A 24,091-nucleotide genomic window follows, 5' to 3' on the forward strand; every position below is an offset into this window, starting at 1 on the left:
AAGAGCGCCCCTGGTTGCTTCGGCAGCCGGGGGCGCTTTTGTCGTTCTAGACCACCTACGAACTTTCGTATGTGAGTCGACTTGCGCTTCCGGTCTGAGTATGGGTAGGCTAGCTCCTGCAAGCCACCGCACAGGGCGGGGCAGCGGAGGAGGGTCTGACATGTCGGAGCGCAACGAGCTGATGATCTGGCTTAACACCACCCCGCCGTCCCGCTGGGCACGCATCGGTAAGGGGAAGACCCCTCACCTGAGCAAGTTCAATGACGAGACGCTGTGCGGTCGTGTGATCGACCCCGACAAGGGCAGCGCGTACATTGAGCACGAGGAATCCCTTGAGCTGGGTGGTGCCCCGTGCGCGTCCTGCTGGAAGAAGATGAAGGCTGAGGTTGACGCTATGGACCTCGCCGAAGAGTCGGCGACTGAGGGCGCCGAAGGAGAGGAAGTCGACGTGCCTGCTAAGAAGACTGAGGACGACATGAGCGTGGTCCGCGAACAGGTTGAGGCCAACATCGAGCGCATTCCGTCTCTCGTGGAAGCTGACAACATGGATGGCGCTAAGGAACTGCACGACGAGACGGAGCTTCTGATTCAGAAGCTTCCGCGAGAGGAGCGCATGCCTCTCCGTCTGAAGATGAAGGCTGCGGGTGAGCCGCAGGAGAAGCCGGAGGAGAAGCCGGTTGCTTCCACCGAAGTGGTGAGCTACGAGACTCGGGACTACACCACCGTGGAAGGTGTGCCTGAGCTGATCGAGCTTGGCACCACCCGTATGGTGGAAGGCGTCAACCTGCATCTCCGTACCGCTGACCTGGCGAAGGACATCGCTGGTCTGTTGCTGGACATCTGGCGCCGGATCAGCCGTAAGGACGGAATGCCGGACCTCCGGGGCGACACGGACGCTGCCAAGAAGGCCACCAGCGCCATGCTGAAGGCCGTGGGTACGAAGCTGAAGGACGAGCAGCCGGCCGACGACTACGACGTTGAGCAGGCTGTCAAGAAGCTGACGCGTGCGATCCAGCACCAGCGCTCGGACGTTCGGGCTGAGTACCTTCGTGGTCTGGACGCCGACACGCCGGAAGCGGAGGAGGAGCGGAAGGGGTACGCTGCGATCCTCGCCAACAAGCCGCCGAACGTCGATGTGTCCGCTTTCCTGGCTGACTTCTACCGGGTCAAGCTGAAGGGTCAGACCGAGCTTGCGCGGGAGCGTTGGCACCAGAAGAAGGCGCTTGAAGCTGCGGGCGAGGGTGTCGAGTCTGAGTTGGAGGAGGAGGAGACTGATGAGCGAGTGGCCAAGGTGGTGCAGCAGCTCGTAAAGGACATCAAGGCCGCTCGTCCCGAGGACTTCGAGAGTGCGAGTGAGGAGACGAAGGAACAGCTCCGAGCCCAGCTCGAAGAGATCAACCGGGCGATCAAGGCCATGATCACTGCTGTGATCTAGGTCACTACAAGTCGTAAGGCCCCGGGCGGTTCCATGATCCGCCCGGGGCCCTATGCCGTTATGTGACGTAGCGTCAGAACAGGGGGTAGAGGTGTACGACCGAAAGCACAGCCCGGGTGAACGGGAAGAGCAACCCACTTCGGACCAGCTACGGGCAGCGTTGATGCAGATCATCCTTGAGCATGAACGGGACATGCTGGAGCTACGGAAACGACGCGAGAGCGACGGGCGTAAGAAGGAGCGCAGCTTGCGTGACGCCGACGGCCACGATGGTGGGTCCACCGAGTCTTAAGGCATAGAGGCCACAGAACGGCGCTGGGTGCCCCTTGGAGCGCCTGTCAACCCCATCTGCCCCTACTGGGTCGGGTGGGGTTCCTTTGTGTCCGCAGACGGGCGCACAGCGCCTCGGGCCCGTGACCAGCGGGAGTGTAGAAGTGTAGTTTCAGACCCCACTTCCGTAATCCCTATAGAGATCCATAGGGATTACCGGATCGACCCCCGAACCTACACTTCTACACTCAGGCGATCCACTCACTAGAAACCGGGTGAGAGAACTGGAGGGCCAAATGGCTGTGCGTACGATCAATTCGGGGGACACCCGGTTTTACTTCACCGAAGACCTACCGGAACGCCGGTATCCCGGGGTCACGTCCATTATCGATATGCTCCCCAAAAAGTTCCTACAGCGCTGGAATGCCAAGATGTCGGCCGAGCTGGCCATTGACTCGCTGGACTTCATCAAGGAAATGGCTGAACGCGACCCGGAGGGTGCCAAGGCATACATTGCCGGTGCGGCCTACCGGTACACAAAGCGCCGATCCACGCTGGGCAGTGAAGCGCACGATCTTTTCGAGCGCCTGTTGCGGGGTGAGTATGTCGGACGTGTACACACGGACCTAGAGCCCTACAAGCGGCATTTCTCGGAGTTCCTGGAAGTCGTACAGCCTGAGCTGGTGCGCGCCGAAGACGTAGCGTGGTCGGATGAGCATCAATACGCCGGATCTTTTGACGGATGGCTTCGACTCCACCTAGATGAGCACGGCAAGCCCGACCCGCACGGTGAGTCTGCGCTGGTAGTGGGGGACTGGAAGACCGGAAAGAACATCTACCCCTCGGTGGCGCTACAGCTATCCGCCTATGCGCACGCTGAGTGGGTGATCGACCAAAGCGGTAATCGGGATCGCATGCCGGACTTCGATGGTGGCGCCGTACTGCACGTCACGCCGGAAGGCTGGGAATTCATCCCGGTGCGAATCGACCGGGAAGTCTTCGATCACTTCCTAATGCTGCGTCACACTTTTGAGTGGGAGCGACGCGTGCAGAAGACTGTGATCGGAGACCCGATCGCCGCTAAGACAACCAAGATCGTCACTGGTACTCAGCGGAGGAAGTGAGTATGCCCAATTGCCTCTGCAATCCTCAGCGCTCTGGTTTGTGTGCTGCCTGTAAGGGAGGAAAGTAGTGCCTGACCCTATCCAGTACGTTGTGTTCAGTCGATCCTTCGCCGGACCTGAGTGGCGAGGCGCCCGCGACGCTACCGAAGTGCGACGCATCGTCGGCGGCTTGCGTGGTCGTCACCCGAGGGCGGACGTGACTGTGTACGAGATTCCCTTCCTGCTGGAGCTGGACATCAGCCAAGACCTAGCGTGACCCCCACCCCTCTTCCCCGGCCGGGAAGGGGGGGTTTTTCATGCCCGGACCCCGTAGGCGATCGACTCCCTAGACCCGGAGTGATAAGGAAGCAACTAGGGAGAGTGCACATGAGTGAGTTCGTGGCATGGCCGAAGACCCCTCGCCTTTTCCGAGACATCACGATCACGGAGAAGATCGACGGTACCAACGCGGCTGTCCGGTTCACCCCGGGTATGGAGTGCAGTCTTTACGCGTTCGAGAGTCTGCCTCACGGCAACGACGTTTGCTGGATTGACGGGCGGGTGTGGCACATTGGTGCGCAGTCTCGCAAGCGGCTCATCTACCCCGATGCCGACAACTTCGGTTTCGCGCGGTGGGTCTTCGGCAACGCGGCGGAGCTGATTTCTCTTCTCGGCGAGGGTCTTCACTTCGGTGAGTGGTGGGGGCAGGGAATTCAGCGCGGATACGATGTGGGTCGGCGATTCTCACTGTTCAACACAGACAAGTTCGGTCACCTCAAGGGCAACTTCGTGGGCGGAGTGCGTGTCGGTGCCGTGCCGGTCTTGTACAAGGGGCCGTTCAGCACCGACGCGATTGAAAATGCGCTGGTCGACTTGTCGTTCTACGGCTCTCAGGCGGCCCCGGGCTTTGCAAACCCCGAAGGCGTCTGCGTTTTCCATCATGCGTCGAGGCAGATCTTCAAGGTGACGCTGGACGACAACGACGCGAACAAGTGGGAGGTGAAGTCGTAATGGCGGACCGAATGCCGAAAACGGTGTATGGCGTGTGGCGCGCGGTAGTGGTATGGCGTTACACGTACGGGTACACCGAACACATCGACTACGTTGGACCATTCGTCCGAAAGGCGGATGCGACGGCACGACTCGCTGATCGGCGGCGCAGCATGCGCAAGCTTGACTCCTCTTATGTCTTCATTGACGGCTATGTGGAGTGCGCCCACCTTGGGGACTGGGAGCGGGTCAAGGACTAGGCGATCGACTCCCTAGACCCGGAGTGAGAGGGGGCAGGGCCGACGGCCTGTGCACAGCACAGGGGACCACATGCGAACTTTGGTATGTGGTACTCGACCTTGCCCCCTCATCCAACCTGACAGCAGAGGAGAGAGTCTATGGCGCTGCGAATCTTCGACACAGACCCCGAAGCGAAGCCGACTCGGAAGGCGAACGCCGCTCCGGAACGGCCGGATATCGCTTTCAGCTTCCGAACTGGTATGCAGGTCGGGCGCAAGCCGGTGTCGCTGGCCAAGTGGCGTGTAGTCACGGGTGACCCTGTGGTGGCTGAGTCGATCGGCGAACTTCTCGGCGGGCAGCCGGAAGAGTACGACCCGACCAAGAAGGAACATCTGCACGTGCTGACCGATGCTTCTTCGGTTGAGATCGTGGTCGACGGCAGTAGCGCCATCGAGGACAAGCTGATTCTCTGGGGTCGAACGGGTCCCCTGCATGAGTGCGATGGTGAGTTCTTCCTGTCCCCGGTGGAGGACAAGGGTAAGCCCTGTGGCTGCCCGCCTCTCCTCGCGGATCGAAAGGAGCTGGCGCGCTCCGGTCGCGGACCTTCTCCGTCGATCAACATCCGCTTTCGTCTCGCAGGGCCCGGTTATGAACTGGGTGTCGGCCGCCTGATCGTTACGGCGTGGACCTTCATCGAGACACTGCACGAGGTTAAGGAAGCGCTCGATCAGGTCGACGGAGAAGCGCTCTGCCGACTGGAGATCGAGCATGTGAAGTACACCAAGAAGGACGGGACCAAGGTCGAGTACCGCAAGCCGGTCGTTACCGTCCTGGGCTCTTACAACGACGCTATCGCCGATGATCCGGTCTACGACGCCTAAGCGCTATCTGGAAGTTGTGTCTGAAGGCATCTTCCAGATGGCGTCCGACGAATTTGTCAAGCGCCCATTGTGGGAATTCAGCCCAGATGAGCGCTTGGCACTACTGCGTGAGCGTCGCCGACGATTCGGTGTGTACGACGAAGAAATCGGCGATCCCGAATACAGCTAAGGAGAGAGTGAATGGCTCTGTACACCGTGCGCCGGACCGACATGCCCAACCCTGGAGAGTTCGTCGATGGGCTTGTCATCGCGGGGGGTAAGGCTCAGGCTCGGAAGGCGTTCTACCACATGAGTGGCGTGACCTCTTCGAATCTCGTGGCTGAGCGGGTTGACACTGCATGCGTTGGCGACCCGGTCATCATGGGCGCCTACTGGGATGAGCGCGACCCTGAGTCCGGCTTCCCGATGCCTGACCCGCTGTTCTGACCTTTTGCCCCGGCTGGTGCGGCTCATGCTGCATCAGTTCGGGGCATGAGGCAGTAGAGGGGACACGATGCCGTTCCAACAGGGGTTGAGACATGACTGCCGTGGCTTCTGACGACCGACACGACCGCTGGTACGAGCGATATGTATTCCGCTACATCGTGCCTATCTGGGCGCTGACTTCGCTGTCTCAGCAGCTCACGGAGATCTACGGCGCCGATGGCTTCAAGTACGAAATCGAGACTTGGAACCGACCGCTGTACCCCGGGGACTACGGCGTCATATGGGCGCGCGTGAATGGTAACGATGCTGAACCGTTCAAGGTGCGTCGGTAGGCAACATACTAGCGCTAGTAAAGGAGAGAGAATGTCTAAGCGCGGAGTTGTCACTGACTACGCAGGAGACGAGCTGTACGCGGGTGACCTTGTGGCCTACGCCGTGCGGCAGGGCAATCGGGTGCGCCTGTCCGACGCCATCATTCTGGACGTGACTGCCGTCAATGTCGGCGGGCGGCTTCGGCCCATGCTGAACGTCCAGCCCACGGGCAATGAGTCCGGGTTCACTCGGCGCCGTAGCATGCGGTCGCTCTGGATCAGCGCCGAGCATGTTCGCCTTGTCACTCCCAACTTCGTTCAGGGGCAGGAGCGCTGATGTTCGACACCTTCTCTGAGGCAAGACAGCACGCCGCTAAGATGCGAGAGTTCTACGACGCGTACGTGTCGCAGGGTTTCAGCGACGAACAGGCTATGTCGATGGTACTGATCCTGCTTGCGGGCGTAGTCACTCCGCGCTAGCGCGACAAGGGGGCCGGGTGGTACTTGCTGAGTGCCGCCCGGCCCTTTCGGCTTCTAGTCACATACCAACTTTGGTATGTGGGGTGGGGAGTGGATTGGATAGGAAGATCAGCGCTACGTACGCGCCAGCGATCGGCGACATTCGAGCCATGGCGCCCGGTTCCACGCTATGGGTGATCGCGGGTGCCGAGAAGCGTAAGGATTGGTCACGGTATACGGAAGCCATCGGCGCCGCTGCATCACGCGGAGTCGATATCAGATGGGTGCGCTGATATGGTCTGTCGACTATGCGGGCGGGTAAAGCCCGCCTCCGATTTTCTCGCTGGTAAGGCCAAGAAGCCATCCAGCGCATGTGCAAGCTGTCGAAAGGCTCGACAGGCCAAGCACATCAAGAGCTACTACCGCAAGTTGACGCCGGACAAGCGTCATGAGCTGACACATAGGCGGCGTGCTGCTGCTTACGGGGTCGAGCATGTTCCGTACAGTCGGACGGCCATTCTTGCTCGGTGGGGTTATGCTTGCGCTTACTGTGGCGATATGGCTAAGCATCTCGATCACGTGATGCCACTTAGCAAGGGTGGCGCGGACGTTGAGTCGAACATCCTCCCAGCGTGCCAGCGGTGCAACCTGTCAAAGGGTGCTAAGACGCTCGCAGAGTGGTCCGCAGGTTTCGGTCCTGACCCACTAGTGGCGAGCGGTACCGGCTACCCGTTCTAAGCCATACAGTCGCTCGCTTTGAAGGGTGTATATGAAGTTCTTGGACATCTTGAACCGATTCTCCGAAGTGAGCGAGCATGGAGACGGTGGGTACACCGCGCTGTGCCCAGCTCACTGCGACACACGCCCATCGCTTCGAATATGGCGCGGCGAGGACAACAAGGTGCGTCTCACCTGTCGGGCCGGGTGTGCCACAAGGGTCATCATCAGCAAGGTTCGGCTGGAATGGGTCGACCTTTTCGACGTTGAGGGCGAGGGGAATACCGTACCCAAGGGGCGCCCATCGATGGTCGGTATAACGCACATAGCAGCGCTGGCCAACTACGTCGACGCTACGCGGGATGAGCTACGGGCGGGCGGTGAAGGTGCGTACGTGGCTGAACTCTATGCACTCGAACGGTTTGGTGTCGGCTCCGAGCTTGCTTACGAGATGGGTCTTGGGTACGACCCCGGCGACGGCTACAGCTTCGAATATCTGTCGCGCACCTTCAAGGCGTATCCCCGGCTGACCGTGCCGCTGTACGACTTCCGGGGTGTCCCGCGTGGCTTGCAGGGGCGTGACCTGTCCGGCAAGTGTCCGGGCCGATGGGTGTCGTTGATGAACCCTGAGGGGTTCCGGTGGGCCCCCTACGGCGTCTTCAGAGGGCAGGGTGGGTACGGAGTCACCCTGGTGACTGAAGGGCCCGGAGACGGCCTCACAGGCGTGTCGGTGGGGTACGACGTGGTCATGGTCCGAGGCGCTGCCCTAGCCGGTAATCCGGATCTTCTCGCTGAGATTGCCGAAGGGGTCAAGGGCACTCAGGTCATCGCGTGTGGAGACAACGACGAAGCCGGACTGCGCTTCAATCAGTCGCTAGCCGAAGGTCTCAAGCCGTACGGCATCGACGTGTACCAGCTCCGTATTCCGGATTTCGGCCCTAAGACAGACCTCACGGATTGGCGCGAGGCTGATCCGTCCAGCTTCCCGGAGCACCTTCACAGGGCCGTCAAGGCCGCTGTGCCGGTCAAGCAGGCGGCTGAGGCTCAGGCAGAAGCTGTCAGCGAGGAGCTGAGCGAAGCGACCGGGGCCGACATGGTCACACGTGATCAAGGGCACGATGCGGCGCGTATCCTTGCGGGTCTATTGGAGCGGTACGGCGACACTGACGCCATGAACGCGCACGCGCTCGTAGCTTGGTCTGACGGTCGTATCAAGTACGCGCCGGGTCTAGGCTTCTACGTGTGGAACGGTAGGACGTGGGAGCGGTCCGAAGTCAAGGTTCGGCAGGAAATTCACCGCATGGGCGCCGCCCTGGTGCTAGCCGGGAAGGTCAAGGAAGCGCGCGGTTTCACCATGACTACGCGCATCAACGACCTTATGACCGAGCTTCGAAGCGTTCCCACGGTGTACGTGGACGCTGCCGAATTCGACAACCGGCCGCATCTTCTCAGCTTCCGAAACGGCACGATCGACCTGAGGACGGGGGAGCTTCGCCCCCACAGCAAGGACGACATGCTTACGTACTGCCTTAGCGTCAATTACGATGCGAGTGCGCAGTGTCCGCGCTGGGAAGCCTTCCTCGAAGAGATCATGCCGGGCCGTCCGGAAATGCCTGCCTATCTTCAGCGGCTTATCGGGTACGGCATAACAGGATGCACCGATGAGCAGTGCTTCGCTGTCCTGTGGGGTAAGGGCGCTAACGGTAAGTCCGTCTTCACCGACACGCTTTACAAGGTGTTCCGGCCCATCAGCCAGACCACTCCCTTCGCTACGTTCGAAGAGAAGCCGTCGGGCGGCATCCCGAACGACATTGCCATGTTGCGCGGGAGTCGACTGGTAATGGCCTCGGAGGGCGAATCCGGCAAGCCAATGAGCGAAGCGGTGCTCAAGCGGGTGACCGGAAAGGACATGATTGCGGCGCGGTTCCTACGGCAGGAATTCTTCGAGTTCAAGCCTAGCTTCCTTCTGATGTTGGCGACGAACCACAAGCCAAAGTTCCGAGGCCAGGACGAAGGACTGTGGCGCAGGGTCAAGATGATTGCGTTCGAGCGGTGGTTCGCGCCGCATGAGCGTGATTACAGTCTGGACGCAAAGCTAGAAGCCGAAGCTGAGGGCATCGCCGCATGGGCCGTTCGCGGCGCTGTTCAGTGGTACGCCTCAGGGCTGCAAGATCCCGCAGTGATCACTAAGGCCACGACGGAGTACAAGGAAACCAGCGATGCGCTTGCTGGCTTTTTTCCTGGCGTTCTGGTTCGTGACGAGTCGGCACGCATGGACGGAGCGGACGCTTACACGGCGTACCGAGACTGGTGCGAGGCCGAAGGGCTGCCCGGTAAGGAAGTGTGGTCTCGCCGCGCGTTCTACGAAGCCATGGGGGAGCGGGGGATTACTCGCACTCGCGTGAGCCGTGGCATGGCGCTTGTCGGCGTGAGACTGGCGGACCCGGCCCTCAGGGGTGGCGGTCCGGGTATCTTCGGGAGTGACTAGATGGAGCGCTGGTTGTGGGTCCTGTACATCATCATCGCTACATGTGTCATCGCGGCACTAGGTCTGTATGTGTTGCTAGTCGCACACGTGATTGACACCTACTAGCACGACACCATCAGAGGGGACCACATACGAAAGTTGGTATGTGGTCCCCTCTTCGTGTTCCCACAAGGGGGCGAAGTGAGGGTATACGACTACGCGATCTCTGGTGATCGCATCACGGTACGCGTGCCGGAAACCGACGAAGACTTGCGCGCTTTCGAGGCATGGTACCGGGTCGCCAGCAAGCGCGGACCGATAGCGCTGGACACGGAAACAACCGGGCTGGATATCTTCAGCGCGGGATATCGTCTGCGAACCGTCCAGTTCGGAGACCGACACACAGCATGGGTCATCCACTATGAGCGCGGTGGGCGCTTCCAGCACGCTGTACGCGCGGCTCTGGAATGGATCGATGAGCTTCTGATCCATAATGCTCCGTTCGACTGGTGCGTGGTCGACCGGCATGTTGGGGTGCCTATTGAGAGGCTTGCGCCGAAGACGACAGATACGCGCCTTAAGGCTGGTCTGATCGACCCGAGGCAGCCGCAGGAAGGTGGACGGGGGACCGGGCTCAAGCCTCTGTCGGCGTGGTATGTCGATCCCAAGGCTCCGGACACTCAGGGGGACCTAACATCTGTGTTTCGCTCTCTGGGCTTGACCAAGGCGACCGGATGGGCCGGTATTCCGCTGGACCACCCCACGTACAACTTGTACGCGGGACTCGATGTCATCTTGACTGCACGCCTGAACCCCTGCCTTGACGCTGAGTTGTCCGCACTAGGTGTCAGGTCAAAGCTGGTGCGGTTTGAGCATGAGATAGCGCGTATCTGCGCTGTCATGCAGCGAATGGGCATGATTCTCGACACGGAATACACCCGTGCGCTGAACGACCGGCTTGGGTTTGAGGCGTCTCATTACGAATCTCTGGCGCTTCGCTACGGCGTGACCAACGTGAACGCGCCCGCACAGATTCGAGAAGCGCTCCTAGGTATGGGGGAGGAGTGGAGTAAGGATGAGGTAACAGCGAATGGCGCGCTGAAGGTCGACAAGGCCGTACTGCACCGGTTTGCCGACCTTGACTTCCAGACGGGCGCCCGGCTGAATCTTCGCACGCCGAATCCGCTCGCCGAAGCGATCATCAAGAGTAAGCGGGCCGGTAAGTGGAGATCGACTTACACCCAGACGTTTCTTGACGTAGTCGATGCCGACGGCCGTGTCCACCCCTTCATCAACTCCATGCAAGCGCGCACGGCCCGTATGTCTGTGACTCGACCGGCGCTTCAGACCCTTCCTAGCTCGGACCAAATGATCCGCCGATGCCTACTGGCTGAGGAGGGGCACGTTATGGTGTCCACGGATTTCAAGGCCGTTGAGCTACGCGTTCTCGCTGCACTGGCAGATGTCAAGAGAATGAAGGAAGCAATTCGGGCGGGTGAGGACCTGCACAGCTTCACTGCTCGACTGGTCTTCGGACCTGACTTCACTCCCAAGCACCGCAAAATTTCCAAGGGCATTGCCTTCGGAAAGGTGTATGGCGGTGGAGCTGCCACAATCCAGCGCCAGACCGGTGCTCCTATGGAGGAAGTTCGGAGGGCACTCGCAGCTTATGACCGGCTATACCCGGAAATCCGTCGCGCGTCCGCTCGCTGGCAGCGTGAGGCGTACGAGACTGGCTTGGTACACGTGTCGGTGACCGGTCGGCAGCTCCCGCTAGACCGTGACCGGATGTACGCAGTGGTCAACTACGCGTGCCAGAGCGCTGCCCGCGACTGCTTGGGCCAGTCCCTCCTGCACCTCGAAGAAGCCGGACTGCTGGACTACATGCGGCTACCGATCCATGACGAAGTGTTGTGCTCCGTACCTGCGAAGGAAGCGACGGACTTCGCGCGCGAGATTGAGCGTTGCATGACCTTCGACCTGTACGGCGTCCCGATCGAAGCTGAGGCTGAAGTCGGCAAGCGCTCGTGGGGGAGCCTGTACGGCGCCAGCGAGTGATCTTGACCACTTTGGTATGTGACTCACCGTGTCAGAAGATGCCACGGTGAGTCACATACCAACTTTCGTATGTGACCACTTCCAAGATTTTTTCGCACAGATGAGCTGACAGGGTGTCGAAGGTGCTGAACCGGTAACGGTGGTACGTGCTTCGGGTGCGGACTCGCCGATTCCTGTCAATCGAAGGTATGAGCTTGGTTTCGCCTTGGAACCCACGGCAACCAGCCCTGCCGAGTAGAGGTCTAACAGGCATCAGATACCGCTGAAGTGCCTTGACCACATACCAAAACCGGCGTCTACTCAGCTCAGCGAAGTCGAAGGTTCCGGCCGGATCTTCGGACCAGCGCAACCCCCGCCCGATCGAGGGGTTAGCCAACTGCGTCCTCATGCCTCTGCGCCTTAGCACACCCTTGCCTAAAAACGGGTGTGACGTAGGTCATAGAAGATCCGGCCTCTTCGGCTAACCCCTCCGGGCGATCGACTCACTCGACATGCGTGAGTCCAGCCAACCCGGAGGGAACCACCGTGACCGACACGCTGACCATCGAGCATGTTCGCGCCGCCCAGGACAACGACCTCGAAGCGGTCGCAGTAGTGATCCGAGCCACTGATCAGCAGATCGAAAAGGCGGCTGCTAAGGCCGCTCGCCGGATATCCATGGATGGGCACCGCTTCCACACCTACTGCGACGAATTCACACAGGTGGCGCGCATTGCCGTGTGGGACGCTATTGGTCGCTTTGCTGGTGACAGCGTCGACGCGTTTTTCGGATTCGTCTACCGCACGGTGGAGAGCGTGCTTCTTGACGCTGTGCGCAGCGAAACGCTGGGTGCAACGGGCACCGACCACGATGCCATTAAGGTGTTTGCGTCGATGCTGGATCAGGCCGGAGGTGATGTCTACCTTGCCGAGAAGCTGTCCCGGACAGTGCCGCCGAAGGGCCGACGACTCAGCGCGGACCGGGCAAACGCGGCTCGAATGGCTTGGCAGTGCACTGTGTCTCTCGATCGGCCGTTCTTTATAGCAACCGGAGACAACTACGAGTGGGCTTACGAAACGACCATGAACGGTGTGCTGGCCAGCACAATTGGGATTCCGGAAGACCTCATCACTGCTGACGACGTGACGCGTGAGGAGTCGCGAATCAAGCGAGCGATGGTCCGGAGGGTTCTGGGCGATATGGGTCAAATGCAGCGGGATGTGCTTTGCCACTCTTTCGGCATTGCTGGCGCCACCTACTACGGCCATGGCGCCGATGGCGACGACGAAGGATTGGCGGAGGAGCTGGGCACCACGGTGGCGAAGGTCCGGGACGCACGCTCTAAGGGACTCAAGGCTTTCGCTAAGCGGTGGATCAAGCTTGTGGCCAAGACCGAGGCTGAGGCGAAGGAGCTGACCGAGGCGGCTGCCGTGAACTTGTCGGCTGGCGGCCGTAAGTAGTGCGCAGCAGGTACGACTTCACCCGGCTGTACCAACAGAACCGGCGCCGAAGGGCCCCAGGGGCCCCGTACAGCCGCTCGGAGGTCTTCTCCCGCTGGGGTGGCCAGTGCGCCTACTGCGCTGCCCCAGCGGTCCACCTAGACCACGTACAGCCCGTCAGCAGGGGTGGCCGAGACGTGCTGGCTAACGTGCTGCCAGCATGCGCCGACTGCAACTACAGGAAGGGAAGCAAGACGCTCGCCGAGTGGGCGTCGACCTTCTAGGCGATCGACTCCCTAGACCCGGAGTGAAGAAGACACGTGAGGAGAGAGCACGTGCGAGTGTGGCGAGTGGAGCACAGGGAACACACCATCGATGGGCTCGGATGCCCAGCCGGTCCGTACCGGATCGACCCGCTACCCAAGGCGCTTGACCAAATGGGGTGGGAGCACGCCGACGACGACCACCCGATTCCGCAATGGGACCCCAAGTTGTACACCGTGCAACCGAGTGAAGTGTGCGGACTGGATTCTCTGGAAAGTCTGCGCGCGTGGTTTGACGGGTGGATCGACGCGCTACGCGACAGCGGATTTGTCATCGGCCTCTACGAAGTGCCGACGGACAAGGCGCGAATCGGAAAGCGCGGACAGGTAGTCATGTCGTATCTGGATGCCGAACGCGTCGGCACAGAGCCATGGGAGGGCGAGTGATTTACCGACTTGCGGGCGGCTTTCAGGTGCGCACCACCCGGCATGCCGAGCGCACCGAATTCGAGACGCTGAACCCGAGCGGTGAGGTGATCAGCGTAGTCGTCAAGGAGGGGACCGAGGCGGCTTCGCTGATACAGAGTCTGTTCGCAGAAGACATCGAGCGATTCAGTCGCGTGTGTAGGGACGGACGGCCGCGCTCATGACTCAGATCGATGCATCGAGCGACGGGATCACGTGGGCTGAGGTAGTAGCCGACAGAGCAGAGATCTACCGCGTGGCGGTGAAGCTTCTAGAGCAGTCGGGAAGGAACAGGAGCGCCGAGCCTGAGGATGTACTCCAGCTGGCGCGCTTTCTGGCCTGTGAGCAAGGCTGCTAGGTAACGGGTAGAGGCGGACCACATACCAAAGGTCGTATGTGGTCCGCCTCTGGGATGAGAGGGTACGCAATGAAGGTCGAGATTCTGGCGACGACGTACATGCGCAACATGCTTCCGGCGTTCGCGTACAACTACAGCACCGGAATCGAAGACGGGTCTTCTGTCACAGACGCCGATGCGCTCGGCGAGTTCGCGGGTCGCATCTGCTACAAGTCTTTCGATCGGCCCAACGCTGCCACGGCTGAGAACGAGACGTATCTCGCCAACATCATCCGGCAGGGCCACTTCAGCGTCATGGAGCACGCGTCGGTGACCTTCCTGGTGCGAGGGGTGTCGCGGTCGCTGCTCACAGAGCTGACGCGCCACCGGCATCTCAGCTTCAGCGTGGTGTCTCAGCGGTATGTTAACTACGAAGACACGGCCCCTGTTATCCCCCCGGCGCTAACGGGAAACGCTGAGATTCCGGTACAGCAGGCGTACGCCTTTTCGGTGGAGATGTACAAGGGTCTGGTGAAGCGCCTTACCTCTGATGGGTTGAGCCGCAAGGCTGCCCGCGAAGCCGCGCGCGCTGTACTGCCCAACGCCGCCCCCGTGGACATGGTCGTCACCGGAAATCTCCGAGCGTGGCGAGATGTGCTGGCCAAGCGTCATCACGTGGCTGCCGACGCAGAGATGCAGGAATTCGCCCGGCGTGTCCTCGATGGTCTCCGCGTGGTCGCGCCATCAAGCGTTCAGGACATCCCTGAAGCTCCGTACGGAAGCGAGGCGTGACCTGTGACCTTTGCCCGTACTTCTCAGCCTGTGCCCGGAACAGGTCGGGTGCGCTGGCACCGACGACGCAGTAAGGGGGTCAGCGCAAGCAGCAGGATCATCCCGCACATGTACCTCGACGAAGGGGATAAGGGTCCGGACTTTCGGCGGCTGATCCGTAGGCGAGAAGAGCGTTTCTGGCGTAGGGAGTGGCGCAGTGAGTTGTACCCACGGAAGGTGAAGCCTTGAAGGAATTCGACCGGCCGAGATGGGATGAGTACTTTCTCGCTGGCGCCGAGTGGGTAGCGACCCGAGCGGACTGCACACGGGCCCGAGTGGGCGCCATCCTGGTGAACGCGAACAACGAGGTTCGGGGGACTGGCTACAACGGCGCACCCAGCGGCGTACCGGGATGCGCCTCGGCCGGATCGTGTCCCCGTGGTCGCCACCACGAGCTTCCGGCGGACGGTTACGACTCCAACTCGTGCTCATGCGGGAACTCGCTTCCCTGTCCCGAGGCGTCGGTACCTGATAGTGACTACGCGAATTGTGTAGCAGACCACGCGGAGCGCAACGCGATCAGGCACACGCCGCCGGGTGAGCTCATGGGTGCCACTCTGTACGTGACCCGCGAACCGTGCCCGGCTTGTTGGACGCTTATCCGAGCGTGCGGTATCAGCCGGGTGGTAACTCCGTAGTCCAGCCACATACGAAAGTTCGTATGTGGTGCGCAACGTCTAGGGACCCTTTCGCAAGAGAGGGTCCCTTTTCGTTTGTCTATACGGTTGCTTCGAGCAACTAAACAACTTATGCATTGTGGAATGTCCACGGGAGGATTACATTTCCTTTACATCCGGAGCGAAACCTTCCCCCTGGGAGGACTTCCGGACGCATATCGGTGCGCTGTGGGGGTGGCTAGGTGACGCTCTTTTATGATGATCAAGAGCCTGTGCCGACCTGTGAAATCAAGATCACGATCCCAGCGCCTCTAGAGGGTGGCGGGTGGACATGGGGCGAGCATCCGAGATTCCCGGGCGTGATCGCCAGAGAATACGCCTACACGGCCCGCGAAGCCACTGCTGTGGTGCTGACCTACGGGCGGATGCTCGGACGCCTTGTGCGCGCCACTGAGGCGGCGCGGTTCTGTGTGACTGCCTACGGGCCCGTGACTGGGATGGTGCTGTGTCGGCATCAGTGGGCGTGGTCAGGAGTGGCGGCGCGGTATCTCGCGGATGGTGACCCGTGGTGCACATGGGATGCCGCTGTCCGTCGCTACTGGGAAGTGACCGGGCACCTTTTCCTTCCGTACCACTTCGGTGCGGCTGAGAGGGAAATTCGGCATGCTGCGTAGGGGTACAGTGCGTGGCATGGGACTTCCACCAATGCGCAAGAGCGGGCGCCGAACTGATCTTGTGTCGGAGCTGAAGGAATCGGCAGAAGGCTGGGCACACCTAGGTAAGGCTGCCCTATCCGAAAGCGCGTCTGAGGCTGCCGACCATCTGGCGTCGGGCGGGTCGTCGGCGACCGTCGGACATACCACGTACGAGGTACGCGAAGAGGGTGACAATCACTCAGCAGGCTAGTTAGTCTTGTCACAGTGTCCGACGCAGGGCCGGACGCAAGACCGGACAGGACAACACCAGAATGACCCAAGCGGACAGCGCGACCACCGCGCTGAGAAGGTCGCTTGACTCGGATGCGGAGTGTGCGCGCCCGGGACAGGCGACGACTCGTAAGAAGAAGCGTCGCCGGGCGACATGCACTGATGATCTACCAGCCGGGTGGACCGCCTTCTTCTCCAAGGCGGACCCGGCCGTGGAAGGCTACTGGTACGCGGTGGCGCCATATCTGGCAGCCAATCTGCCCCCGTACAAGCCGGGTACGGACGAGCAGCAGACGCTCTCACAGACCGTGGTGGCCTATACGTGGGCTGACCTGCACGAGAAGGTAGCGGCGGAAGTCGAGCTGTACCGGAAGATCACAGACGACTGACGCCCCGTCAAGCCGCCCTCTCCGGCCTGGTCCGAACCCCCCGTACACACCCGGGCCGGAGAGGGCATCCACCTGGTGTACCATCGACGCGAGTGACTGACATCACAAGCGGCAACCCCCCTGGTTCGCGACAGGGGGGTTGCTGTGTTTGTGCAGGTCATTCTCATGGTCCTGTGACAACGCACTTCGAGAAGATGCTCTACGACAACGCGCTGCTGCTGCGCGCCTACGCCCACCTGTGGCGGGCCACCGGGGCGCCGTGGGCCCGGAGCGTCGCCCTGGACGTCGCCGAGTTCCTGCTGAGGGACCTGCGCACCCCGCAGGGCGCGTTCGCCTCCGCGCTGGACGCCGACAGCCCCGACGAGCACGGCCGCCCCGCCGAGGGCGCCCACTACGTGTGGACCCCGCGCCAGCTGGAGGAGGTGCTGGGCGAGCGGGACGGCCGGTGGGCCGCCGAGGTCTTCGGGGTGACCGCCGAGGGCACCTTCGAGCACGGCACCTCCGTGCTGCGGCTCGCCGACCCGGAGGCCGCCGCTGCGGACCCGGAGCGCTTCGCCCGGACGCGGGCCGCGCTGCTGGCCGCGCGGGTCCGCCGTCCGGCGCCGGAACGGGACGACAAGGTGGTGGCGGCCTGGAACGGGCTCGCCATCGCCGCCCTGGCCGACGCGGGGGTGCTCTTCGAGCGGCCCGACCTGGTGGAGGCCGCCGTCTCCGCGGCCGACGTGCTGCTGTCGGTGCACCTGGGCGCGGTGCCCTCGGGCGGCACGCCGGGCGGCGCGACGGCCGGCGCGACGGCCACTCCGCCCGGTGCCGCGCGGGCCTGGCGGCTGGTGCGCACCTCGCGGGACGGCCGCCCCGGGCCCGGGGAGGGCGTGCTGGAGGACTACGCGGACGTCGCCGAGGGCTTCCTCGCCCTGTACGCCGCCACCTCCGACGACGCCTGGCTGACCCTCGCCGGCGTGCTGCTCGACGTCGTCCTCACCCGGTTCTCGGACCCCGACAGCGGCGGCTTCCACGACACCGCCGACGACGCCCCCCGGCTGTTCCGCCGCCCGCAGGACCCGACCGACACCGCCACCCCCTCGGGCTGGACGGCCGCCGCCGGGGCGCTGCTGTCCTACTCCGCCTACACCGGGTCCCAGCCGCACCGCGACGCGGTGGAGCGGGCCCTGGGGATCGTGCGGGCGCTGGGCGCGCGCGCCCCGCGCCACATCGGCTGGGGGCTGGCGGTGGCGGAGGCGCTGCTGGACGGTCCGCGGGAGATCGCCGTGGTGGGCCCGGCCGAGGACGAGCTGACCGGCCGGCTGCGGCGCACGGCCCTGCTGGGGACCGCCCCGGGGGCCGTGGTGGCGGTCGGGGACCCGGCGGGGGAGCCGGCGGTGCCGCTGCTGCGTGACCGCCCGCTGCTCCAGGGGCGCCCCGCCGCGTACGTCTGCCGCGGCTTCACCTGCCGGCTGCCGACGTCCGACCCGGCGGAGCTCGCCGCGCAGGTGGGGGCGGTCGGGAGCGTCGCCGCGGCCGAGTGAGGCCGGCGGTCGCCTCGGGCCGGGACGCACACGAACGCCGCCGCCCGGCCGGTCTCGTGGACCGGCCGGGCGGCGGCGTCGTCGCAGAACCGGCGGGGCGTCAGCCGAACGCCTGCTCGCCCGTCAGCTGGAATAGGCGGCCAGCGATATGCCGACGTAGTGGGCGGCGAAGGCGGCGAGGGTGAAGGCGTGGAACACCTCGTGGAAGCCGAACCAGCGCGGGGAGGGGTTCGGCTTCTTCAGGCCGTAGATCACGCCGCCCACGCTGTACAGCACGCCGCCGACGATCACCAGCACCATCACCGCGATGCCGCCGGCACGCATGAAGTCCGGCAGGAAGAAGACGGCCGCCCAGCCGAGCGCCAGGTAGCAGGGGGTGTAGAGCCAGCGCGGGGCGCCCACCCAGAAGACCCGGAAGGCGATGCCGACCAGGGCACCCACCCACACCATCCACAGCAGCAACTGCCCCCGGGCGCCGTCCAACAGGATGATCGTCAGCGGCGTGTAGGTGCCGGCGATGATCAGGAAGATGTTGGAGTGGTCCAGCCGCCGCAGCACGGCGTTGGCCCGGGGACCCCAGTTGCCCCGGTGGTACAGCGCGCTGATGCCGAACAGCATCCAGGCGGTGACCGAGTAGACCGCGCAGGCGATCCGCTCGGTCGTGGTGTCCGCCAGACAGATCAGCACGATGCCTGCCACCAGCGACGCGGGGAACATGCCCGCGTGCAACCAGCCGCGCAGCTTGGGCTTGACCTCCCGGGCCACGTCGCGGGCCGCCGCCGCGGCCCCCCGGGCCGCTTGCGCCGCGCCGGCGGCGGCGGTGTGGACAGCGCCGCTCGTCTGTGGTTCCTCCGCAGTCATAGCCTCAGGGTACCTACGCACGCGTAGGTTTCGGGGCAGCGCGAGGTGTCGTCGGTCACAGTGTCGGACGGGGCGTCAGTTCCCGACGCCCCGTCGACCGCCCTCCCGTCCGCCCGAGTCCCCGACCCGTGCGTGGGTCAGGCCGCCGTGGCGGCCAGCTGCTCGGCCGCGGCGGCGTGCGCGTCGATCCGGTCGCAGGCCAGGCGGGAGGTGGTGGTGTCCTGCCGGCTGGCCGCCACCACCAGGACGCGGGCCGCCAGCTTGCGGGCCTGGCCGTGCAGCCCGAGCAGGCCGGCCCGGCAGCGGTTGGTGGCCTCCGGGTCGGCGGAGCCCTCCCAGATGCCGAGCGGGCGCTGCCCGGGAACGAGCTGCGCGATGCGCGCCTCGATGCGCCCGGCCGCCTCGGTGGCGTCGGCGTGCTGCCCCCGCAGGAGCGCGGCCTCGGCGGCCTCGCCGGCGTGCCCCGCGGCGTCGGCGGCCGAGGCCAGCCGCCGCTGGAGGGTGCTGGTGACCGTGAGCAGGGCGGTGAGGTGGCCGGCGAGCTGCTCCGTGAGGTGGTCCCGGCGCGCTGTGGAGGGCGCCTGGGCGGACCTGGCGAGCTGGGCGGGCATGCCGCCCGGGCGGGTGGCGGACCCCTGCCCGGGGACGCCCGGGGCGGTGCGCGGGGCGTCGTCCGCGGCGCCGGCCGGGGCCGGCACGGCGGGCGCGGTTGGCGTGGTGGTCGGGGCGGCGGGAGCGGGCACGGGACGCGTGGCGGTGGCCGGGGCGGCGGCGCCCTGCGCGCTGGTCGCGGCGGCCTCCCGGCTGGCGACTCCGGTCAGGCGGGGGCGCGGGCGGCGCTTACCGGAGGTCCGCGCCTTGCGGCTGGCTTCGTACATCGGGGCCTCCTACTGCTGTGGAGACCATCCTAACTTGGAATCTGTCCAGATCTTGCTCGTTTTAGGTCCACGACGCGGCCCTGGCGGACCGGCGGAACGCCCCGCGCCCCGCGGACCGCCTCGGGCCCGCCTCGGACCTCCCGGGCCGGCCCCGCGGACCGCCTCAGACCTTGGCGTAGCGGGAGAGGAACTCCCCGATCCGGGTCACCGCGTCGGCGAGGTCCTCCTTGCGGGGCAGCGTGGTGAGCCGGAAGTGGTCCGGTCGGGGCCAGTTGAAGCCGGTGCCCTGCACCACCAGGATGTGCTCCTGCCGCAGCAGGTCCAACACCATCCGCTGGTCGTCCTCGATCGGGTAGACCTTCGGGTCCAGCCGCGGGAAGGCGTACAGCGCGCCCCGGGGGCGGACGCAGGTCACGCCCGGTATCTCGGTCAGCAGGCGGTGCGCCACGTCCCGCTGCTCGGCGAGGCGCCCGCCCGGCCGCACCAGCTCCTCGATGCTCTGGTGGCCGCCCAGCGAGGTGGCGATGGCGTGCTGCGCCGGCACGTTGGCGCACAGCCGCATGTTGGCCAGCATGGTCAGGCCCTCGATGTAGCCCGCGGCGTGGCTCTTGGTGCCGGAAACCACCATCCAGCCGGAGCGGAACCCGGCCACCCGGTAGCTCTTGGACAGGCCGTTGAAGGTGACGCAGAGCAGGTCCGGGGCGAAGGAGGCGGTGGGGGTGTGCCGCACGCCGTCGTAGAGGATCTTGTCGTAGATCTCGTCGGAGTAGACGATCAGCTGGTTGCGGCGGGCGATCTCCACGATCCCGGACAGCACCTCGTCCGGGTACACGGCGCCGGTGGGGTTGTTGGGGTTGATCACCACGATGGCGCGGGTGCGGTCGGTGATCTTCGCCTCGATGTCCGCGAGGTCCGGGTACCAGTCCGAGGACTCGTCGCAGAGGTAGTGCACGGCGGTGCCGCCGGAGAGGCTGACTGCGGCGGTCCACAGCGGGTAGTCCGGGGCGGGCACCAGCACCTCGTCGCCGTCGTCCAGCAGCGCCTGCATGGACATCTGGATCAGCTCGGAGACGCCGTTGCCCAGGTAGACGTCGTCCACGTCCAGCCCGGCGACGTTCTTGGTCTGGTAGTACTGCACGACCGCGCGGCGGGCGGACAGCAGGCCCTTGGAGTCCCCGTAGCCGTGGGCCTGGCCGAGGTTGCGCATGATGTCCTGGAGGACCTCGGGGGGCGCCTCGAACCCGAACGGGGCGGGGTTGCCGGTGTGCAGTTTCAGGACCCGGTGGCCCTCCTCCTCCAGGCGCATGGCCTCGTCGAGGACCGGCCCGCGGATGTCGTAGAGGACGCCGGCCAGCTTCGAGGACTGTGTCACCTGCATGCCGCAACCATAGGACCCGGTCGGGTGTACCGGCCCGGGAAGGAGGGCCGTCCGGGGGACCCGGCGGGGCGGTCGCGGCGGTGCGCGGCGGCGGCCCTCCCCGGCGCGCCTGGGAAAGCGAAGCGAGGCGGGGGATGGACTTGCCGAACACGGGGTGAAATCCGCCGGAAACCTGCGAGAAATGGTGACGGCCGCCAGGCGGCGGGTGGCACGGATCACATGGGCGGCCCGTCCGCCCGGCGGGACCGGAGAGTGCGCCCCGGGCGCTCCGCGGCGGATACTGCTCGTGTCCCCTGAGCACCTGACCGCTCCGCGCGTGCCCACACCGTCCCGAAGGACCGTTTCAGCGATGAGTGACTCGACCAAGTACCCCGTGCGCACCGATCGCGCGCCGGTGCCGGTGGCCCGGTTCTCCCAGGCCGTCGCCAAGGGCGGCCTGCTGGCGGTCGCCGGGCAGATGGGCTTCGACCCGGAGACCGGGGCCCCGGTGGGGCCCGGCCTCGCCGAGCAGGTGCACCAGTCGATGCGGAACCTGCAGACCGTGCTGGCCGAGGGCGGCGCCACCTTCGACGACGTGATCATGGTGCGCGTCTACCTCACCGACACGGACCACTTCGCGGAGTTCAACCGGCTGTACGACAGCTGGTTCGAGAACACCCCGGGCGGGGCCTACCCGGCCCGCACCACCGTCTACGTCGGCCTGCCGGCGGGCCTGCTGGTGGAGATCGACGCCCTCGCCGTGATCGGCTGACCGGCCCGGGCCCGGCCCGGCGGCCGCCCCCGGGCCCACACCCGTCCCGCCCCGGAGCGCGGCGCCTCCCACCGCCGCCCGGCTCCCGGCGGACATGCCGCGAGGGCAAGTACCGGTGGCGCGTTGCCGGTACTCGCCCTCGCGGAGTCTTTCGGCCCCTCGCGGAGCCGGGGGTGGGTCAGGCGTTGATCTCGCAGAGGGTGGCGCCGTTGGTCACCGTGGCACCCACCTCGATGGACAGGCCGGAGACCCGGCCGGAACGGTGCGCGTTGATCGGCTGCTCCATCTTCATCGCCTCCAGCACCACGATGAGGTCGCCTTCCTGGACCTCGTCGCCGTCCTGCGCGGCCACCTTCACGATGGTGCCCTGCATCGGGCTGGTCAGCGCGGCGCTGTCGGCGACCGGGCGCTTGCCCGCGGCCTTCCGCTTGGGCGTCTTGCGGCTGTTGCCGGTCGGCAGGCTGACGCCGAATCCGGCGGGCAGCGAGACCTCCAGGCGCTTGCCGCCGACCTCGACCACCACGGTCTCGCGCGGCCCGGCCTCCTCGGTCTCCGCCCCGCCGCCGGACCACGGCTCGATGGTGTTGTCGAACTCCGTCTCGATCCACCGGGTGTGCACGGCGAACGGCTGCTCCGGGTCGGCCGGGGCGAACGCCTCGTCACGGACCACCGCGCGGTGGAACGGCAGGGCCGTGGCCATGCCCTCGACCACGAACTCGTCCAGCACCCGGCGGGCCCGCTCCAGCGCCTGCGTGCGGTCCCGGCCGGTCACGATCAGCTTGGCCAGCAGCGAGTCCCACGCCGGGCCGATCACCGTCCCCGCCTCCACGCCGGAGTCCACCCGGACACCCGGCCCGGACGGGGTCTGGAAGGTGGTGACGGTGCCCGGGGCGGGCAGGAAGTTGCGGCCCGGGTCCTCGCCGTTGATCCGGAACTCGATGGAGTGGCCGCGCACCTCGGGGTCGTCGTAGCCGAGCGGCTCGCCGTCGGCGATCCGCAGCTGCTCGCGGACCAGGTCGATGCCGGTGACCTCCTCGGACACCGGGTGCTCCACCTGGAGACGGGTGTTGACCTCCAGGAAGGAGATGGTGCCGTCGGTGCCCACCAGGAACTCGCAGGTACCGGCGCCGACGTAGCCGGCCTGGCGCAGGATCGCCTTGGAGGCGCGGTACAGCTCGGCGTTCTGCTCCGGCGTCAGGAACGGCGCCGGGGCCTCCTCCACCAGCTTCTGGTGGCGGCGCTGCAGCGAGCAGTCGCGGGTGGAGACCACCACGACGTTGCCGTGCGCGTCGGCCAGGCACTGGGTCTCGACGTGCCGCGGGCGGTCCAGGTAGCGCTCGACGAAGCACTCGCCGCGCCCGAAGGCGGCGACGGCCTCGCGCACCGCCGACTCGTACAGCTCGGCGACCTCGTCCAGCGCGCGGGCGACCTTCAGGCCGCGTCCGCCACCGCCGTAGGCGGCCTTGATGGCGATCGGCAGGCCGTGCTCCTCGGCGAAGGCCACGACCTCGTCGGCGCCGGTGACCGGCTCCGGGGTGCCGGCGACCAGCGGCGCGCCGGCGGCCTGGGCGATGTGCCGGGCGGCGACCTTGTCACCGAGGGCGCGGATGGCGGACGGCGGCGGGCCGATCCAGACCAGCCCGGCGTCCAGCACGGCCTGGGCGAAGTCCGCGTTCTCGGAGAGGAAGCCGTATCCGGGGTGGACGGCGTCCGCGCCGGACTGGCGGGCCGCGTCCAGCACCTTGGCCATGTTGAGGTAGCTCTCGGCGGGGGTGTCGCCGCCCAGGGCGTACGCCTCGTCGGCGGCCCGCACGTGCGGAGCGTCGCGGTCCGGGTCCGCGTAGACGGCCACGCTCTCGATCCCGGCGTCCCGGCAGGCGCGGACGACGCGGACGGCGATCTCCCCGCGGTTGGCGATGAGCACCTTGCGCACGGTTGCTCCCTTCCTACAACTCCGAGAGTTGGTTTCCTGGCCGATCCGCACCACCACGGCCCCTGGCGGAGCCGCTGGCAGCCCTTCGTGGAGAAAACCGCGCAACCGTAACCGCGAGGTAAACCGGGCCGTCGCCCGGGTGGCGGCACCAGTGGCGGTA

23 protein-coding genes and 1 pseudogene are annotated in these 24,091 nt (G+C 65.0%); 20 read left to right on the forward strand and 4 right to left on the reverse strand.

The window, feature by feature from the left end:
- Positions 1-160: 160 nt before the first annotated feature.
- The 19 genes and pseudogenes from FHU37_RS15210 to FHU37_RS15300 form a co-directional block, all read left to right on the forward strand.
- Positions 161-1,435, forward strand: a complete 1,275-nt coding sequence (locus tag FHU37_RS15210; protein WP_179814713.1) for a hypothetical protein — start codon at positions 161-163, stop codon at positions 1,433-1,435.
- A gap of 566 nt (positions 1,436-2,001) precedes the next feature.
- Positions 2,002-2,829 (forward strand): hypothetical protein, encoded by an 828-nt coding sequence (locus FHU37_RS15215; RefSeq protein ID WP_179814714.1) that lies wholly within the window; start codon positions 2,002-2,004, stop codon positions 2,827-2,829.
- A 366-nt stretch (positions 2,830-3,195) separates the two neighbouring features.
- A complete protein-coding gene (locus FHU37_RS15220; RefSeq protein WP_179814715.1) occupies positions 3,196-3,819 on the forward strand; it encodes an RNA ligase family protein in 624 nt (207 codons plus the stop codon).
- 377 nt (positions 3,820-4,196) lie between these two features.
- Positions 4,197-4,919 (forward strand): hypothetical protein, encoded by a 723-nt coding sequence (locus FHU37_RS15225; RefSeq protein ID WP_179814716.1) that lies wholly within the window; start codon positions 4,197-4,199, stop codon positions 4,917-4,919.
- A gap of 180 nt (positions 4,920-5,099) precedes the next feature.
- On the forward strand, positions 5,100-5,345 hold the full coding sequence (locus FHU37_RS15230; protein WP_179814717.1) for a hypothetical protein: 246 nt from the start codon (positions 5,100-5,102) through the stop codon (positions 5,343-5,345).
- A 92-nt stretch (positions 5,346-5,437) separates the two neighbouring features.
- On the forward strand, positions 5,438-5,677 hold the full coding sequence (locus FHU37_RS15235) for a hypothetical protein (RefSeq protein ID WP_179814718.1): 240 nt from the start codon (positions 5,438-5,440) through the stop codon (positions 5,675-5,677).
- Positions 5,678-5,708: 31 nt separating this feature from the next.
- A complete protein-coding gene (locus FHU37_RS15240; RefSeq protein ID WP_179814719.1) occupies positions 5,709-5,993 on the forward strand; it encodes a hypothetical protein in 285 nt (94 codons plus the stop codon).
- A complete protein-coding gene (locus FHU37_RS15245; RefSeq protein ID WP_179814720.1) occupies positions 5,993-6,136 on the forward strand; it encodes a hypothetical protein in 144 nt (47 codons plus the stop codon). The genes FHU37_RS15240 and FHU37_RS15245 overlap by 1 nt, the downstream gene beginning before the upstream one ends.
- A 273-nt stretch (positions 6,137-6,409) precedes the next feature.
- Positions 6,410-6,853 (forward strand): HNH endonuclease, encoded by a 444-nt coding sequence (locus tag FHU37_RS29545; protein ID WP_179814721.1) that lies wholly within the window; start codon positions 6,410-6,412, stop codon positions 6,851-6,853.
- Between the two features lie 31 nt (positions 6,854-6,884).
- Complete coding sequence (locus tag FHU37_RS15255; protein ID WP_179814722.1) at positions 6,885-9,320, forward strand: phage/plasmid primase, P4 family; 2,436 nt, start codon at positions 6,885-6,887, stop codon at positions 9,318-9,320.
- Positions 9,321-9,500: 180 nt separating this feature from the next.
- The gene (locus FHU37_RS15260; RefSeq protein WP_179814723.1) at positions 9,501-11,357 is read left to right on the forward strand and encodes a DNA polymerase; all 1,857 of its coding nucleotides are present in this window, start codon (positions 9,501-9,503) and stop codon (positions 11,355-11,357) included.
- Between the two features lie 525 nt (positions 11,358-11,882).
- A complete protein-coding gene (locus FHU37_RS15265) occupies positions 11,883-12,797 on the forward strand; it encodes a sigma factor (RefSeq protein ID WP_179814724.1) in 915 nt (304 codons plus the stop codon).
- On the forward strand, positions 12,797-13,060 hold the full coding sequence (locus FHU37_RS29550) for an HNH endonuclease (protein ID WP_179814725.1): 264 nt from the start codon (positions 12,797-12,799) through the stop codon (positions 13,058-13,060). The genes FHU37_RS15265 and FHU37_RS29550 overlap by 1 nt, the downstream gene beginning before the upstream one ends.
- Positions 13,061-13,126: 66 nt before the next feature.
- Positions 13,127-13,486 carry a hypothetical protein gene (locus FHU37_RS15275; protein WP_179814726.1) on the forward strand — a complete coding sequence of 120 codons (360 nt, stop codon included), beginning with the start codon at positions 13,127-13,129 and terminating at the stop codon, positions 13,484-13,486.
- Entirely contained in the window at positions 13,483-13,689 is a 207-nt protein-coding gene (locus FHU37_RS15280) for a hypothetical protein (RefSeq protein WP_179814727.1), read from the forward strand. Before FHU37_RS15275 ends, FHU37_RS15280 begins: the two co-directional genes overlap by 4 nt.
- Positions 13,690-13,931: 242 nt before the next feature.
- Complete coding sequence (thyX, locus tag FHU37_RS15285) at positions 13,932-14,633, forward strand: FAD-dependent thymidylate synthase (RefSeq protein ID WP_179814728.1); 702 nt, start codon at positions 13,932-13,934, stop codon at positions 14,631-14,633.
- Positions 14,634-14,857: 224 nt separating this feature from the next.
- Positions 14,858-15,310, forward strand: coding sequence for a deoxycytidylate deaminase (locus FHU37_RS15290; protein WP_179814729.1), 453 nt, complete (start codon positions 14,858-14,860; stop codon positions 15,308-15,310).
- Between the two features lie 946 nt (positions 15,311-16,256).
- Positions 16,257-16,604 carry a hypothetical protein gene (locus tag FHU37_RS15295; RefSeq protein ID WP_179814730.1) on the forward strand — a complete coding sequence of 116 codons (348 nt, stop codon included), beginning with the start codon at positions 16,257-16,259 and terminating at the stop codon, positions 16,602-16,604.
- Positions 16,605-16,777: 173 nt separating this feature from the next.
- Positions 16,778-18,130, forward strand: a pseudogene (locus FHU37_RS15300) (thioredoxin domain-containing protein); the annotation flags it as partial.
- 123 nt (positions 18,131-18,253) lie between these two features.
- Here the strand turns inward: FHU37_RS15300 and trhA are convergent.
- From trhA to FHU37_RS15315, 3 genes are all read right to left on the reverse strand, one after another.
- On the reverse strand, positions 18,254-18,991 hold the full coding sequence (gene trhA, locus FHU37_RS15305; protein WP_179814731.1) for a PAQR family membrane homeostasis protein TrhA: 738 nt from the start codon (positions 18,989-18,991) through the stop codon (positions 18,254-18,256).
- Positions 18,992-19,128: 137 nt separating this feature from the next.
- Positions 19,129-19,869: a hypothetical protein gene (locus FHU37_RS15310; protein WP_179814732.1), complete on the reverse strand. Its 741-nt coding sequence runs from the start codon at positions 19,867-19,869 to the stop codon at positions 19,129-19,131.
- A gap of 163 nt (positions 19,870-20,032) precedes the next feature.
- A complete protein-coding gene (locus tag FHU37_RS15315) occupies positions 20,033-21,247 on the reverse strand; it encodes a pyridoxal phosphate-dependent aminotransferase (protein WP_179814733.1) in 1,215 nt (404 codons plus the stop codon).
- Positions 21,248-21,596: 349 nt separating this feature from the next.
- On the opposite strand from FHU37_RS15315, the gene FHU37_RS15320 reads away from it, so the two are divergent.
- Positions 21,597-21,998: a RidA family protein gene (locus tag FHU37_RS15320; RefSeq protein ID WP_179814734.1), complete on the forward strand. Its 402-nt coding sequence runs from the start codon at positions 21,597-21,599 to the stop codon at positions 21,996-21,998.
- 178 nt (positions 21,999-22,176) lie between these two features.
- Here the strand turns inward: FHU37_RS15320 and FHU37_RS15325 are convergent, their stop codons facing one another.
- Positions 22,177-23,931 carry an acetyl/propionyl/methylcrotonyl-CoA carboxylase subunit alpha gene (locus FHU37_RS15325; protein WP_179814735.1) on the reverse strand — a complete coding sequence of 585 codons (1,755 nt, stop codon included), beginning with the start codon at positions 23,929-23,931 and terminating at the stop codon, positions 22,177-22,179.
- Positions 23,932-24,091: the final 160 nt, after the last annotated feature.

It is taken from the genome of Allostreptomyces psammosilenae (assembly GCF_013407765.1).
GTDB lineage: Bacteria > Actinomycetota > Actinomycetes > Streptomycetales > Streptomycetaceae > Allostreptomyces > Allostreptomyces psammosilenae.